Origin of the sequence: Paenibacillus thiaminolyticus (genome assembly GCF_003591545.1) — a bacterium.
Taxonomy (GTDB): domain Bacteria; phylum Bacillota; class Bacilli; order Paenibacillales; family Paenibacillaceae; genus Paenibacillus_B; species Paenibacillus_B thiaminolyticus_A.
In genome coordinates, this window is record NZ_QYZD01000031.1 from 1 (window position 1) to 14,210 (window position 14,210).

The window sequence follows — 14,210 nt, forward strand, 5'->3', positions numbered from 1 at the left end:
AGCACATACATACGTCCTCCACCTGACTGCTTGGGATAGCGACGGTAAGAGGCTTAGCACATACATACGTCCTCCACCTGACTGCTTGGGATAGCGACGGTAAGAGGCTCAGCACATAAACATCCTCCATCTGACTGCTTGGGATAATGCCGCTAAGAGAGTCTAAACCATATGCACACTCACCTGACTAGTTGGGATAGTGACGGTAAGAGGGGCTGCATACAGTTACGTTTATAAAAAAAGAACCATCGGCAGCCTTTTGCGCTGCGGACGGTCCTTTCATGCTCAAGTTTAGTTACTGCGAATCCAGGCCGCGATATCCTGCATGACTGTTTCCGGCACGTTGCCTGGAATGGTGTACTCTTGGCCAGTGGATGGCTTGTCGCTCTCCACGAATACGTGGTTCAGCTTCGGATACAGCTTGTATTGGACGTCGGTACGGCTTTGGAGCGCCTTCTTCCAGCCGTCCAGATGCTCTTGGCCGACCTGAACGTCATTGTCCCCCTGGATGATGAACAGCGGCACCTTCTGATCCTTGGCGATCTCTCCACCCTGGTGGTTGCGGAAATCGATCCACCATGAAGCGTTCGGGAGCGGGAAATTAGCCGGAAGATTGTCGAGTGTATATTGCTCATCCTTGATGATGGCAACCATCTGCTTCCACATCTTCAGTTGACCTTCTGCTGCCACGATGGCTTCGGCCGGTTGGTTGTTGTCTTTGGCAGATTGGAGCTGGCGTTCCATCTGCTCGATCATCAAATCTTCGATGGATCCAGATGGACCAGCCGCGATGACTGCCCCACGAATCGCCTTCCCAGTGTCGGCCTTGACGATATTCGGGATAAGCATGCCTCCCTGGCTATGTCCGAGCACATAGATGCGGTCCTTGTTCAGCCGCTTGTCTTGACCTGCCCACTGCACCGCCAGCAGGGCATCATCCACTGTCTCTTCCTTCACGGTAAAGCGCGGGATCGCTGCGGATTGAACCGGATATTCCCGCGTCCGCTTCTCATAGCGGATGGTGGCAATCCCTTCCTGCTCCAATCCGATCGCCATGTCACGGAACGTCTTTGCCGCCCCGATCGACTCGTCACGGTCGTGGGCCCCCGACCCATGAACCAGCACGAGGACCGGATATGTGCCAGACGCATACGCTGCGGCCGGCAGGGTCAATGTGCCCGGCAGCTTGAATTGGCCATCGCCGATAACAATTGTCTCTTCCTTGTAGAGGGAGGTGTCGTCATAGGCTGGCGGCTGGTATCCCCCGGATGGGAGATATGAGTATAATACATCATTCAGCAAGCCGTTCTCCTTGTAACGAAGTGTAAGTGACAGCGTCAATTCCTTGTCCGTCTTGAACAGCACCTGCACGTTCTGATGCACGCCATCGTTGTCGGAGGATGCTTGAACGAATTGCGTCGGCTTGCCGACCATAGGTATAATCTGCTGCGCCAAGCGAGACAAGTGCGCCACCTTCGTCGCTTCCTTCAATTCCGGCGTCAAGAGCGAAGCCAGCTGCGCTTCCTCTTGCGGCGCTTCCGCCAGGGCGGCCCACTGGACCGTAAATTGGGCGGCACGCGTTTTCCAATCCGCCTCATCGGCCAGCACCTTGCCGTTCACCCAATTCCCTTGAACCTGCAGCGCTTCCTTCATGGCGCTCCAAGCTACGTAATAACGCGGGTCCTTCTCCTTGCCTTGCAAAGAGCCGGCGTCAAGCTTGACGACTGTTCCGTTCACCTCGGAACGGCCGCTCGCGGAATCAATCGTCCACACCCGATCTCCGTAGGTTACGGTGATGGTCTTCGTCTGTTGATCCCATTCGACGAGAGCCCCGATCGATTCCGCCGCCTGGCGCAACGGCACCAGTTCAGCCGCGGATTCAGTTGCCGCCCCGGCTTCCTGCGCCATCGCGAACGGCGCCATGCCTCCGAATAACAGACAACCGGCGATCAACCATTTCCTACTTGATCCTCTCATTAGTTTCTCCCCCTCACCTTTTCATATGTAGCTGCAGCGGCATAAAAGCACAGCGTTTCTTGGGGTGTCAAAGAAATTGCCAAAAAGGGAGACGTGACGGTGACGCCTCCCTGCTATCCTTATGATTGCAATACTTGTTCGATATCTGCTAATTCTTCCGTCGTGAACGCCAACTGCTCCAACGCCTTCACATTTTCTTCGATCTGGCTAACCCGGCTGGCGCCAATGAGGGCGGAAGTGACCTTCCCGCCGCGCAGGACCCAGGCAAGCGCCATCTGCGCCAGCGACTGGCCGCGTCGTTCCGCGATCTCGTGAAGCCGGCGAATCTTGGCGATGACTTGGTCAGACACTTCTCCCTCTTTTAAAGATCCGGAAGCTTTTTTGGCTCTGGAATCTTCCGGGATCCCGTGGAGGTAACGATTCGTCAACAGGCCTTGCTGAAGTGGACAGAACGCGATGCTGCCTACGCCTTGTTCCCCCAGCACGTCTTGAAGGCCTTCCTCGATCCAGCGGTTCAGCATCGAATAGGACGGCTGATGAATGAGCAGCGGCGTGCCTAATTCCTCCAAAATCCGGATCGCTTCGCTTGTCTGCTCTGCATCATACGAGGAAATGCCAACGTAGAGCGCCTTGCCCTGGCGGACAACTTGGTCGAGGGCCATCATCGTCTCTTCCAGCGGCGTATCCGGATCCGGACGATGTGAATAGAAAATATCGACATAATCAAGCCCCATCCGCTTCAGGCTTTGATCGAGACTGGCAATGAGATATTTCCTCGATCCCCATTCTCCGTACGGGCCCTCCCACATGTAATAGCCCGCCTTGGTCGAGATGATCATTTGATCCCGGTACGGCCGGAAATCCTCCTTTAGAATTTGCCCGAACATCATTTCGGCGGAACCGGGTGGCGGACCATAGTTATTCGCCAGGTCAAAATGCGTAATCCCCAGATCGAACGCGCGCCGCAGCATGGCCCGTCCGTTCTCAAATGAATCGACACCTCCGAAATTATGCCACAGCCCCAGCGAAATCGCGGGCAGCTTCAACCCCGATCGGCCGCAGCGCCGGTAGACCATCGAATCATAGCGCTTCGAATCTGCTTGATATATCATGTCCCTCATCTCTCCCTTCATAGAGCCGCCAAGGAAGGATCCTTGTTCTCACATCTTATTATACTTGTTCTTCCCTCCGCTGCATCTCCTGACTTTGGCGGGGATAAGAGCAGTCGCCCGGAACCATATTAATGACATATTCGATGGGGAAGGCCGTTCAACGGACGCCGGACAGGCCGCTACGGTTGTGCAGCGGCCCATCGAATAACTTACGTTATCGCACTTATGTTCCATTATCATGAAGGAGGCTAAGCCGATGACCTCTCCTAAGCACCGGCGTGAAAATGCGGACAAAATCCGCAAACAAACTCCGCACTCCCACGGCAAAGTGAAATCGTTCCGCGAGCTGGCCGAGGAGTAGCACGGCAAAGGGCTAGACATCTCCGGCACGGAAGCGCTGACGGGGATGTCTATCTCCCCCTCCACATGAGTTATGAGAGGGCGTAAACGTTCTGACTTAAGCGAATGAAGGTGTCCTTCTCGGGCAAAAATAATGGGACTCATGTCTCGAGGGGATGAGCAAAATGCATACGGCAGTTAGCGTCACCGGAGTTTCTTGCTTCTGTTCCATGTTCGTTCACAGCTTACCTGTCTCCGATCATATCAACACGCAGCAATGGCATAGGTCATGTCCCCAAAATATCTGCTCCATGTTCCGCCGGGAAGACGGAAATTCCATGTTCGTCGCAATACTCTTGATATTGTTGCGGCGGCTCGTTTCGAGGCACAGAATTGCTCTATTGCGAACAGAGACGAAGCAGCAGGCCGCTTGCGTTGAACTGCAACTGCTGTGGAGTTTCCCTTTTTTTTCTTGCAAAAAAAGCCCCGCAGCCAACGAGCGGCCTGCGGGGCATCCAATATATATGAGAGCTCAGTATTGAGAGAAAACGTTACACAACCGAGCAGCGGTTACCTAGGCTTTCTACATGCTAGGCAATCCCGGCCTTTATGCGGCCTCCTGCTGCCCTTCGTTTGGTTCCGGCGCCATTTTCTTCGCCAAATATACGGCTACGAAAATGGCCGTAATGCCGCCTACCAGCTTCCCGACGATCATCGGGAAGATCATGTCCTTCGCGACCCCGGCCGTAAAGCCGAGGTGATCGCCGAATACGAATGCCGCGGACACGGCAAAGGCCACGTTGATGACCTTGCCCCGGGCATCCATGTCCTTCATCATCCCGAACATCGGGATGACGTTGGCGAGCGTGGCGACCATGCCTGCCGCCGCAATCTCGTTCATGCCGAGCATCTTGCCCAGCTTCAGCAGCGGCTTGTTGAACACCTTCGTGATAACAAAGACCATCGCGAAGGCGCCGGCCAGTACAATGGAAATGTCGCCGACAATCTTGATTCCTTCCTCAATCGGCGCAAGTCCGGGAATAATCGTGATGTCTGTCAACTGCTGTATAATGCCAGCTGCAAGGCCCAGCGTCGCGACGATCACAATGAACTGTCCGAAGATGGTGAAGCCTTTGATCATGCCTTGCGGGAACTTCCACAAGCCGAGCACGATCAGCAGGGCGAACAACAGAATCGGCACCAGGTTGGACAAAATCATCGTAATCGAAAAACCTGCCGCCAATCCCCCGATCAAGCAGCCGATTGGGATCGTGACGATGCCGGCCAATACGCCGGTAGCCAAATATTTGTGGTCTTCCTTCTTGATGATGCCAAGCGCAACCGGAATGATGAATACGATAGTCGGCCCCAGCATGGCGCCCAGAATCGTACCGGCGAATAAGCCTGCTTCCGGAGTCTGCGCCAATTCCTGCGCCAATGCAAATCCGCCCATGTCGTTAGCCAGCAGCGTGGTCGCGAACATCGCGGGGTCTGCTCCCAGCGCGCTGTACAACGGGACGACAATCGGACTTAACAGCTTGGCCAGCACGGGAGACAGCGAGATGATTCCGACCATCGCCAGCGTGAGCGAGCCCATGGCCATAAGCCCTTCATCGAATTGATGGCCAAGCCCGAATTTGTAACCGATGCACTTGTCGATGGCGCCGAGAATCATGAAAATAACCATGCCGTAAATGATGATTTCGTTAATCTCCACGAACGTGCTCCTCCATTCTTAGTGTGCGTATTGAATTGCGTGTTAGCGTTCGTATCGAACTATATATCGGAAAGGTTCAAAAAGGCGGTTTTTATGATCAAAAGCGGGCTTTTTGAACTGCTTATCGGAAATGCTGTTTGATTTCCTCGCTCGGGGAACGAAGCACGGTGCAATGAACAATCCGCTTTTCATCCATGGAGGAGGCGATCACCTTCATCCCTTGTTCCACGTCGCTCACGCTTCCCGTGAACACGGCGAGGAACTTGCCGCCAATCGCCATGCCGAGGTTCATCCTTTTCACATAAATATCGCACTGCTTCAAAGCCTCGTTGAACGCATAAATCCCGGAAGAGACCGTTGACGTCTCCACAATTCCGACGGCGTCCACAGGTTGGGAAGAATAGCGCTTCTTCAAGCCATCCACGAGACCGGGATGAACGCCGTGCAGCATAAAATCGCTGATCCGGAATTCACCCGCTTCCGCCTTCGCGGAATCCATCGCCGCCTGTACGTCAGCGGTATCTCCGCTCATAATGATGAGGAACTTGCCCGGACAGATCGGCTTCAGATGATGCACGTCCACGGGTGAGGTCTTCAGCATGCGATCCGCCGTTTCGAATCCTTTGCTGATGCTGCGAAGCTCCACCACGCCAATCGCGCTACTCATGGCGGGCCACCTCGATCGAATCAACGATGCCCACGATGACCGCGTCCACGGGCACATCCGCATTGGCTAGCGATGCCCGGGCAGCTCCTCCCGTCGTGACGAGCACCGTGTCGCCGATGCCTGCTCCCGCGTTGTCCGCGGCGACGAAAGGATCGCGCTGAACCGGTGCGCCGTCCACCGATAACGGCTTAACTACCAGAAAGGTCAGCCCGTTCAGCTTATTGTCTTTACGGGTAGCCCACAGGCTGCCCGCCACTTTTCCCACGATCATAGGTTCACCTCGCCCGTTATCTTCTGTGCACCCGCATCTGCTGCGTGCGCATGTAATCCTGCGCCAGCGGCGTAATAATCGCGTGCCGATCAATTACGATTTCTGTTCGGTTTTGGAGACGACATTTTTTGAGCTCGGCTTCGGTAATGACTTTGCCGTGCAGCGCTTCCGGCTGGGAAGGCGCATCAGAATCCGCATACGCGGCTCCGCGCTCAGCTTGGGGAATGACCGCCGCCCCTTCCTCCGGGCAAGCCAGCGGCAGTTCCGTCTGCTTCACCACTAGGATGCCGTAGCCGCGCAGCTTGTCCACCATGCCGTCGTACAGCTTGTACAGCAGGACAGGCGCTGTCGGCTTGTATTTCCGGTAAGCCAGCCCGTCCTCCAGCAAGACAACCTTCCTTCCCTTCAACAGCATCGTCAGCACGAATCGCTCGCGCGGGCCTGCGCTGATGCCATGGGCCAGATTGGACAACAGCTGGATGCATGTCTTCGGAATGAGGAGCAGATCGCAGTCTCGGAGCGACTCGTCGTAATAACACACGTCATAATGCGGCTGGAGGACGCTCTCCAATGCCGGAGCCGGCTCCGCAGCCAGCAGGACCGCTTGCTTCTTGGACGCGATCGGCTCGGCTTGGCCGGCCTGCCGCAGCCTTTTCAATACTTCGGCCGCGACCGCTTCAATCAGTGCCGCGCGATCCGGAGCTTCCATGTTCATAATTTCACACTCCCAGACCTAGTCCTCGTTGGTCTTTTTCAAAATCTTGCCCTTCGTGCCTTTCACAAAGCCGCAAGCATTCGCCTCGTCATAGTCGATATGCATGTACGTTTCATAGTTCGGGCTCACCCGCACCAGCACGTCATCGAAAATGAGCGGACGCTTGCCGTACACTTTCACCTGCACGATTTCACCGTTCTCCACGTTGTATTTGGCGGCGTCTTCCGCCTTCACGTGAATATGGCGCTGCGCAGCAATCAAGCCTCGCTCCAGCCGGATCATATTGCTGCCCGAAGCGATGACGATGCCCGGAGTCCCCTCCAGCTTGCCGCTCTCTCTGACGGGAACAGGAATGCCAAGCACGACGGCATCCGTCTGCGAGACCTCGACCTGCGATTCCTTGCGTTCCGGCCCGAGCACGACGACGTTATGCAGGGCGCCCTTCGGCCCGATCAGCGTGACGCGCTCTTTGCAAGCGTATTGTCCAGGCTGGGACAGATCCTTCGCCTTCGTCAGTTGATAGCCTGGGCCGAACAGCGCATCAATCGCTTCCCGGTTCAAGTGCACATGCTTGCCGGATGCTTCGATTTCGATGCAGGCTTCATCCCGCACCCGCTTGACCACTTCATTCACGATGCTTTCTACCAGTTGATTATCCACCATTCTCACCTCAAGAATTGTACTGTCCTACGCGGATTCGGAACATGATGATCCAGAACAATGAAGACAGCCGGTTCAGCGTCCGAATGATGTCTTCGCGCTCGGCGCCTCCGTGCTCCGTTTTGAAGGCTTGGTAAGCCAGCAGCTCCGTCTCCCTCGTCAATGTGCGCAAGGCATTTATGACAACAACCGCTTCGCCCATATCATAGCTAGGTTGAAAATGTTCCAATCCAAAGTATTTCTTGGGAAAATGGGACTGCTCGCGCAATTCCTTCGGTGTCATCCCAAGCAAATGAAATTCATCTATGCTTTCGTTCAACACTTCACAGCGCACGATTTTCCGCACGAACTGTAAAATCTCTTCCAAATCGTCGACTAGCTTGGTCATGTTCAGCTTAGAACAGCTGATTTGCGCTTCTAAAATTTTGGTTTCCAATGAATCCAGCTTGCCGCGGAATAAAATCCGGGGATGATCTTTAAAAACAAGCATATTGCCATATAAATGGGTCATATGCTCGGGCTTCGTCTCCAGAAAACCGCCGTACAGCGTGCGGAAACGTTTTTTTCCTTCGGCCGGTTCTTGCTTAGTGTCCAAGTGTTTGGTGATTTGAAGCTTGACTTCCTTCTTGGGCGCCGGGCTGTCTGCAGCGGGGGCTCCCACATAACGAAGCTCAATCTGATGATCGCTCAAAAAGCTTTTGGCGGAAGGGGTCAAAATCGTGCCCGCCAGAGCCTCATATACAGCAACCTCTTTCAGATTCTGATTCCGAAAGTGCTTGCGCAGCTCGCTTTCCGTAATCACAGCCATGTTTTCACATCCTTTTATTGCGTGCATCTTTGGTTACACGCGGGCGTCCGCGCCGCTGGCGATGGGCCGTCAGGCGGGGAGGCAGATGCGGCAGAAGCCGCATCTCCGCTCCCTCTTACCCGTCAGGCTTGTCCGGAGTCGGTTATTATTCTGCTTTCGTCTTAGGAAGGATTGCATCCACTTCCGTGTGTGGTCTTGGGATAACATGAACGGACAGCAATTCGCCCACGCGCTCTGCCGCAGCCGCGCCTGCATCGGTTGCCGCTTTGACAGCACCTACGTCGCCGCGAACCATGACCGTTACGAGACCTGCGCCGATTTGCTCTTTGCCGATCAAAGTAACGTTAGCCGCTTTGACCATTGCGTCTGCTGCTTCGATTGCGCCTACCAGACCTTTTGTTTCTACCATTCCCAATGCGTTTGCGTTTGCCATGATTAAATTCCTCCTAGTGAGTTGTATGATTTATATGAAATGTTGTGAACAACCGGGTTAACTTAAATACGTGTTCAAAAAGACGGTTTTCAGCACCGAGAAGGTTGCTTGAACTCGAAGCAAGGAGCAGCGCAGTGTAGGCGAGACTACATGAGCAGCGGACTTCGAGAGTGAATGCAAGATTCGATGCCGAGTTACTTTCTGTATCCAGATCGTGATCAAAAGCGGCTTTTTGAACTACCTTTCGAATTACATTTCTGCCAGGATGCGTTTGACGATCAAATTGATCAACTGCTCTTTGTCGCTCAGATCGATGCTTGGCGCTTCGGTCTGCGCTGCCGGCTTCTCAGCCAGGTCTTCCATTTCTCTAAGCCCGTAAGCGACGCGACGGATGTTGAGTAGATTGAGCGGGCTGATGTTGTCGGATGTCGAGCTTCCGCCGACCGCGCCGCAGCCGAGCGTAAGCGCCGGTGCAATCGCCGTCGTAGCGCCGATGCCGCCAAGTGTTCCCGGCGTATTGACCAGCAAGCGGGATACCGGCTTCTTCAGAGCGAACTCCCGGACAATCTCTTCATTCTCGGAATGAATGACCATCGTATGTCCGGCGCCTTCCCCGTTCAAAATCTCGATGCAGCGCTCGCACGCCGCTTCCCAGCTGTCTTCCGTATAGAACGCCAGGATTGGAGCCAGCTTCTCGCGCGAATACGGAACGTTGCGGCCGACGCGGGTCTCTTCGGCAATCAGCACGCGCGTGCCTGCCGGAATATCCAGGTTCGCCAGCTTCGCGATATGCTCTACGCTGCGGCCGACGATTTGCGGGTTCATCGTGCCATTGGCCCGCATAATGAATTTGCCAAGCTGTGCACCTTCCTCTGCGGAGAGGAAGTACGCGCCCTGCTTCTTGAATTCAGCGATAACCGCATCCTTGCTGCATGCTTCGACGACGACGGATTGCTCCGATGCGCAAATGGTGCCGTTGTCGAATGTCTTGGAATCCATGATGCGCTTGACCGCAAGCGGAATGTTCGCGCTCTTCTCGATAAAGGCAGGACCGTTGCCCGGGCCGACGCCGATGGCCGGCGTGCCGGACGAGTAAGCCGCTTTGACCATAGCGGTTCCGCCGGTAGCGAGAATCAAGGCGACATCGTCATGCTTCATCAATTGATCGGTTCCTTGAATTGTCGGAACCGTCATAGCCGCAATCGCGCCCTCTGGACAGCCTGCCTGCATGGCAGCCTCGCTAATAATCTTCACCGTCTCCAGAATGCACTTCAGCGCATTCGGATGCGGGGAGAAGACGATGCTGTTCCCGGCTTTAAGCGCAATGAGCGCTTTGTAGATTACGGTCGATGTCGGGTTGGTGGATGGAATCAGGCCGGCAATAACGCCGACAGGCACGGCCACCTCCATCACCTTGTGCGCTGTGTCCTCTTGCAGGACGCCAACGGTCTTCATATCCTTAATCGAATCATATACTTGCTTCGAAGCGAATGCGTTCTTGATGATTTTGTCCTGCCAACGTCCGAAGCCTGTTTCTTCATTGGCCATCTTCGCCAGCTTCTCACGGTTCTGATAGCCGGCGTCGGCGATCGCTTTGACAATCGCGTCGATCTGCTCCTGCGACATGGTGGCCAGTTGGGCTTGTGCCTCTTTGGCTTTTTTGATCAGATTCCGGATTTCTTGAATGGATCTTAGGTCTTTATCCAATGTTTCCATCAATACTCCTTCTCTCCGTTACTTTTTTGTTACGAGGTGGCTTTTTTCGTTTTCTTCGCTCGTTTCGCTGCCGGCGTGACGGCCGGCTCTGTGCGCGGTGTCTGTGCCTCGCTGCGGCTTGCCTGCCCGCTTGCCTTCGTATCGGCAGCCGGCGCAGGAGCTTCGGCCTTGGCGGCAGGCGCAGATACGCTTCCGGTCCGGCCGGAATCCGGTTGGACCTCGGCTTCCGCCTTACTTGCCGCTGCGGCCTCCCCTGCTGGCGCTTCGGCGGTCACCTTAGCTGCATCCGTGGCTGCTTCCGGCGCGGGAGAAGCTTCCGTTGCTTCCTCAGCGGCTGAATATGCCGGCGCGGCTTCCTCGCCCGCCAGCGCTTCGTCTCCGGCGGGGGCTGCCTCCTCGGCAGCAGCCTGCGGATCATTGGCGTCGGCGTCAACCGGGCCAGCCACCATGGCGGCCGTCTCCTCATGCAGACGCGCAATGACATGCCTTGTCAGCAGCACATTCAACTGCTTCGCCGCCTCGGCTCCCGCTTCCACGGCAGCCTGCACGGCGCCGACGTCGCCGCTCAGCTTGACCGTCACCAATCCGCCCTTGACGATCTCCGCGCCGATGCAGGTGACGCTCGCCGCTTTCAAGGCAGCGTCCGCCGCGGCGATGGCTCCCAGATAGCCTCTGACTTCCACCAACCCTAACGCGTTATGTCTCATGGGCCGCTACCTTAATAGCTCGCCGGGTTATCCGCGACGAACTGGACAGCGTCCGCGAACGCGTCGCATGCCGCCTTGCAGGCAGACTGGCTGCCCGTCAGCAAGGCGCCGGCGAAGTTGGTCTCGGAAGGCGGGCCGAAGAAGGCGGCCATCGTTACATCGGCGGCCTTCAGCGCCGCATCGATCGCATACATCGCTTCCAGCGGTGGGGCGATGAGATACGCCAGCGCTTCCCCTTCCTTGATGTTGGCGGTCTGGGACAAGTAGCTTCCTGTACGGGAGACGCAATGGGCGAAATACGTGATGCTGTCATCCTCATTGGCGCTGACGAAATGAGCGCCGGTCTCGATATAATCAACCGCGGCGTTCAAGCCGCTGCGCACTTCATCCGGGCTGGGGCCGGCCAATATCCCGATGACCTCGCCCGCCAGCTTCGTCGAAGCATTGGCCGAACCGGCGTACATGCTTCTCGCATAGACGACATCCACGGCAGCCGCTTTGGTCGCTTCGTCCAGGGCCGTATAGGTGACATCGTCAATGTCGGCGGTAAGGATCCCCAGGCTTTTATGATGCGGCTTCAGCTCCAGCGTGCCCGCCAGATCCGGACTTACGTTGGAAATCAGCTTGACGCCCAATACCTTGGCATGAATCGAATCGTTTCTCATACGAGCCTCCTTGCGAATACTTATTTGAACTTCCTCTACAGCTTCAGATCAATCCCCGAAGCTTTGCGGTCAATCATCGTCTTAATCAATTCGGCGATATGCGCGCCCGCTTCCACCGCAGGCGTTCCGCCCGAATGGATGTTGGAAATCACCGTGCGCCGCGCCTCCGGCATGCCGACCGTCGGCTTATAGGCGATATAGGCGCTCATCGATTCCGCCGTAACCAGCCCCGGCCGCTCCCCGACCAGCAGGCAGACCACGTCAGCCTCGGTGACGTCGCCGATGACATCCATCGATGGCACGCGGCAATGCTTGACGAACAAAATATTGCCGGTCTCGATGCCATACATCTTGAGACCTTGGGTAATCGCCGGCACGATGTCGCGCAGATTGGCTTCAATCGCAGCCGAGCTCAGGCCGTCGCCGACCATCATCTGCACCTTGGCGCCCTTGGCCGTGTGCCGCTTAATATATTCAATCGTCTCTGCGGAGAACTGGCGCCCCAGATCCGGCCGGGTAATGTATTCATCCTTGTCCCGGCACATCGTCTCGATCGCCACCAGATTCATTTCCTTCACGAAATCCTCGGACACGTAAGAGAATACGGCATCCTGGGCGGCGGCGTGGTCAGCGCGGAACCGCAGCGACGTAATTGTTTTATAGCGCGGGCCTGCACGCCATACACCAAGGCGGGCCGGCGTCTTTTCCTTCATCTTCAAATAGCCTTCGCGATCGGCCGGTTCAGGAACGAGCAGCTGCTTGCGCAGGTCGATCTCCGTAATATCGTCCAGACATTCGCCGCTGTCCGCTTCCTCTTCCTCAGGCAGCGCCATCTGCATGGCTGCGGCAGGAACCGGCTCGGACACCGCCATCTGCGGGGCAGGTGCGGGCTCGGCCGCCTGCTGGGCAGGCGCCTCGGCTTGGGCCGGCTTGACGGCTTCCTCCGGCGTGTTGCCAACCATCTCGTTCAGAATCGATTCAATCATCGATTTCAGGTCTTTTTCATTCATGAGAGCTTCCCCCTTTCCTTACTTGAGAAACACTGACGCGTCTCCGGCTTTTTTCGTCAGCTTGCCATTTTCGATGAAGCCCATTTTCTCCATCCACTGCTCGAACTCCCGGATCGGACGCAGGCCAAGCAATTCGCGGAGCGTCGCGGTCTCGTGATAGCCGGTGGTCTGATAGTTCAGCATGACATCGTCGCCATGCGGGATGCCCATGAAGAAGTTGCACCCTGCCGTCGCCAGCAGCACCGCCAGATTTTCCAGATCGTTCTGATCGGCCTTCATATGGTTCGTGTAGCAAGCGTCGCAGCCCATGGAGATGCCCGTCAGCTTGCCCATGAAGTGATCTTCCAGCCCGGCGCGGATAACCTGCTTCGCGTCGTACAAATATTCAGGTCCGATGAACCCGACGACCGTGTTGACGAGGAACGGGTTGAATCGCTTGGCGAAGCCGTAGCAGCGCGCTTCCATCGTCACCTGGTCGATTCCGTGATGGGCTTCGGAAGACAACTCCGAGCCTTGGCCTGTCTCGAAGTACATGACGTCCGGACCCGATACCTGGCCATGCCGCAGCACGAGCTGCTGCGCTTCCTCAATGGTGGCGGCGTTGAAGCCGAATGCCGCGTTGCCTTTCTCCGAGCCGGCGATCGATTGGAAGATAAGGCCGGTCGGCGCGCCGCGCTTGACAGCTTCCATCTGGGTCGTGACATGGGCCAGCACGCAAGTCTGCGTCGGAATCTCCCACTTCTGGCGGAACTCCTCGAACCGCTTCAAGACGCGCGTTACGCTCTCGACGGAGTCATCCACCGGATTGAGCCCCAATACCGCGTCCCCGATGCCGAACGTCAAGCCTTCCATCAGGGAAGCCATGATGCCGTCCGGATCATCGGTCGGATGGTTCGGCTGCAGGCGGGCCGACAACGTGCCCGGACGGCCGATCGTCGTGTTGGCGCGGGCCGTCACCCGAATCTTCTTCGCCCCGTACATCAGGTCGAGGTTAGACATAATTTTGGTCACCGCGGCCACCATCTCGGCGGTCAGCGCGCGGGATACGCGCTTGATGTCTTGTTCGGTCGTGTTATCGTCCAGAATCCACTCCCGCAGCTCTTCCACAGTCCAGTTCTGAATCTCACTGTAAATGCGCTCATTGACCTGGTCCTGAATAATGCGGGTAACCTCGTCCTGCTCATAAGGAACCGCAGGATTGTTGCGCAAGTCCTTCAGCGTAATCTGGGACAGGACCACCTTGGCGGCCACGCGCTCCTCCGAAGACGTGGCCCCGAGTCCGGCCAGCATATCCCCCGATTTTTCTTCATTCGCTTTGGCCATCACTTCCATCAGCGTTTTGAACTGATAGGTGCGGCCGAACAGTCTCGTTTTTAAAATCACAAAAGCTCCTCCTTTCAAATGCGACCCAAT

General features: G+C 56.2%; 15 protein-coding genes. 1 reads left to right on the forward strand and 14 read right to left on the reverse strand.

What is annotated here, in order from left to right:
* Nucleotides 1-291 precede the first annotated feature (291 nt).
* Nucleotides 292-1,977, reverse strand: a complete 1,686-nt coding sequence (locus DQX05_RS23770; protein WP_119795861.1) for an alpha/beta hydrolase family protein — start codon at nucleotides 1,975-1,977, stop codon at nucleotides 292-294.
* A 119-nt stretch (nucleotides 1,978-2,096) separates the two neighbouring features.
* Entirely contained in the window at nucleotides 2,097-3,089 is a 993-nt protein-coding gene (gene mgrA / locus DQX05_RS23775; protein ID WP_119795862.1) for an L-glyceraldehyde 3-phosphate reductase, read from the reverse strand.
* Nucleotides 3,090-3,345: 256 nt separating this feature from the next.
* On the opposite strand from mgrA, the gene DQX05_RS31490 reads away from it, so the two are divergent.
* Entirely contained in the window at nucleotides 3,346-3,450 is a 105-nt protein-coding gene (locus DQX05_RS31490; RefSeq protein WP_220182437.1) for a DUF6254 family protein, read from the forward strand.
* A 585-nt stretch (nucleotides 3,451-4,035) separates the two neighbouring features.
* On the opposite strand, the gene eutH is transcribed toward DQX05_RS31490, so the two are convergent.
* From eutH to DQX05_RS23835, 12 genes are all read right to left on the reverse strand, one after another.
* Nucleotides 4,036-5,145 carry an ethanolamine utilization protein EutH gene (gene eutH / locus DQX05_RS23780; protein ID WP_119795863.1) on the reverse strand — a complete coding sequence of 370 codons (1,110 nt, stop codon included), beginning with the start codon at nucleotides 5,143-5,145 and terminating at the stop codon, nucleotides 4,036-4,038.
* 121 nt (nucleotides 5,146-5,266) lie between these two features.
* The gene (locus DQX05_RS23785; protein WP_119795864.1) at nucleotides 5,267-5,812 is read right to left on the reverse strand and encodes a BMC domain-containing protein; all 546 of its coding nucleotides are present in this window, start codon (nucleotides 5,810-5,812) and stop codon (nucleotides 5,267-5,269) included.
* Nucleotides 5,805-6,083 carry a EutN/CcmL family microcompartment protein gene (locus tag DQX05_RS23790; protein ID WP_119795865.1) on the reverse strand — a complete coding sequence of 93 codons (279 nt, stop codon included), beginning with the start codon at nucleotides 6,081-6,083 and terminating at the stop codon, nucleotides 5,805-5,807. The genes DQX05_RS23785 and DQX05_RS23790 overlap by 8 nt, the downstream gene beginning before the upstream one ends.
* A 16-nt stretch (nucleotides 6,084-6,099) precedes the next feature.
* Nucleotides 6,100-6,798 carry an ethanolamine utilization protein gene (locus DQX05_RS23795; protein WP_119795866.1) on the reverse strand — a complete coding sequence of 233 codons (699 nt, stop codon included), beginning with the start codon at nucleotides 6,796-6,798 and terminating at the stop codon, nucleotides 6,100-6,102.
* A gap of 18 nt (nucleotides 6,799-6,816) precedes the next feature.
* Nucleotides 6,817-7,458 (reverse strand): ethanolamine utilization phosphate acetyltransferase EutD, encoded by a 642-nt coding sequence (gene eutD, locus DQX05_RS23800; RefSeq protein ID WP_119795908.1) that lies wholly within the window; start codon nucleotides 7,456-7,458, stop codon nucleotides 6,817-6,819.
* A 10-nt stretch (nucleotides 7,459-7,468) separates the two neighbouring features.
* A complete protein-coding gene (locus DQX05_RS23805; protein ID WP_119795867.1) occupies nucleotides 7,469-8,266 on the reverse strand; it encodes a cobalamin adenosyltransferase in 798 nt (265 codons plus the stop codon).
* 145 nt (nucleotides 8,267-8,411) lie between these two features.
* Nucleotides 8,412-8,699 (reverse strand): propanediol utilization microcompartment protein PduA, encoded by a 288-nt coding sequence (pduA, locus tag DQX05_RS23810; RefSeq protein ID WP_006676866.1) that lies wholly within the window; start codon nucleotides 8,697-8,699, stop codon nucleotides 8,412-8,414.
* A 249-nt stretch (nucleotides 8,700-8,948) separates the two neighbouring features.
* The gene (locus DQX05_RS23815) at nucleotides 8,949-10,415 is read right to left on the reverse strand and encodes an acetaldehyde dehydrogenase (acetylating) (protein WP_119795868.1); all 1,467 of its coding nucleotides are present in this window, start codon (nucleotides 10,413-10,415) and stop codon (nucleotides 8,949-8,951) included.
* A 29-nt stretch (nucleotides 10,416-10,444) separates the two neighbouring features.
* On the reverse strand, nucleotides 10,445-11,122 hold the full coding sequence (locus DQX05_RS32945; RefSeq protein ID WP_119795869.1) for a BMC domain-containing protein: 678 nt from the start codon (nucleotides 11,120-11,122) through the stop codon (nucleotides 10,445-10,447).
* Nucleotides 11,123-11,133: 11 nt separating this feature from the next.
* Nucleotides 11,134-11,787 (reverse strand): ethanolamine utilization microcompartment protein EutL, encoded by a 654-nt coding sequence (gene eutL, locus DQX05_RS23825; protein ID WP_119795870.1) that lies wholly within the window; start codon nucleotides 11,785-11,787, stop codon nucleotides 11,134-11,136.
* Between the two features lie 35 nt (nucleotides 11,788-11,822).
* Nucleotides 11,823-12,797 (reverse strand): ethanolamine ammonia-lyase subunit EutC, encoded by a 975-nt coding sequence (gene eutC / locus DQX05_RS23830; RefSeq protein WP_119795871.1) that lies wholly within the window; start codon nucleotides 12,795-12,797, stop codon nucleotides 11,823-11,825.
* Between the two features lie 18 nt (nucleotides 12,798-12,815).
* Nucleotides 12,816-14,180: an ethanolamine ammonia-lyase subunit EutB gene (locus DQX05_RS23835; RefSeq protein ID WP_119795872.1), complete on the reverse strand. Its 1,365-nt coding sequence runs from the start codon at nucleotides 14,178-14,180 to the stop codon at nucleotides 12,816-12,818.
* Between the last annotated feature and the right edge of the window lie 30 nt (nucleotides 14,181-14,210).

Excerpts from the sequence above, each read along its gene's own strand:
- DQX05_RS23770 (WP_119795861.1), bottom strand. The coding sequence starts at position 1,977 with ATGAGAGGATCAAGTAGGAAATGGTTGATCGCCGGTTGTCTGTTATTC.
- mgrA (WP_119795862.1), bottom strand. The coding sequence starts at position 3,089 with ATGATATATCAAGCAGATTCGAAGCGCTATGATTCGATGGTCTACCGG.
- DQX05_RS31490 (WP_220182437.1), top strand. The coding sequence starts at position 3,346 with ATGACCTCTCCTAAGCACCGGCGTGAAAATGCGGACAAAATCCGCAAA.
- DQX05_RS23785 (WP_119795864.1), bottom strand. The coding sequence starts at position 5,812 with ATGAGTAGCGCGATTGGCGTGGTGGAGCTTCGCAGCATCAGCAAAGGA.
- DQX05_RS23790 (WP_119795865.1), bottom strand. The coding sequence starts at position 6,083 with ATGATCGTGGGAAAAGTGGCGGGCAGCCTGTGGGCTACCCGTAAAGAC.
- DQX05_RS23795 (WP_119795866.1), bottom strand. The coding sequence starts at position 6,798 with ATGAACATGGAAGCTCCGGATCGCGCGGCACTGATTGAAGCGGTCGCG.
- DQX05_RS23805 (WP_119795867.1), bottom strand. The coding sequence starts at position 8,266 with ATGGCTGTGATTACGGAAAGCGAGCTGCGCAAGCACTTTCGGAATCAG.
- pduA (WP_006676866.1), bottom strand. The coding sequence starts at position 8,699 with ATGGCAAACGCAAACGCATTGGGAATGGTAGAAACAAAAGGTCTGGTA.
- DQX05_RS23815 (WP_119795868.1), bottom strand. The coding sequence starts at position 10,415 with ATGGAAACATTGGATAAAGACCTAAGATCCATTCAAGAAATCCGGAAT.
- DQX05_RS32945 (WP_119795869.1), bottom strand. The coding sequence starts at position 11,122 with ATGAGACATAACGCGTTAGGGTTGGTGGAAGTCAGAGGCTATCTGGGA.
- eutL (WP_119795870.1), bottom strand. The coding sequence starts at position 11,787 with ATGAGAAACGATTCGATTCATGCCAAGGTATTGGGCGTCAAGCTGATT.
- eutC (WP_119795871.1), bottom strand. The coding sequence starts at position 12,797 with ATGAATGAAAAAGACCTGAAATCGATGATTGAATCGATTCTGAACGAG.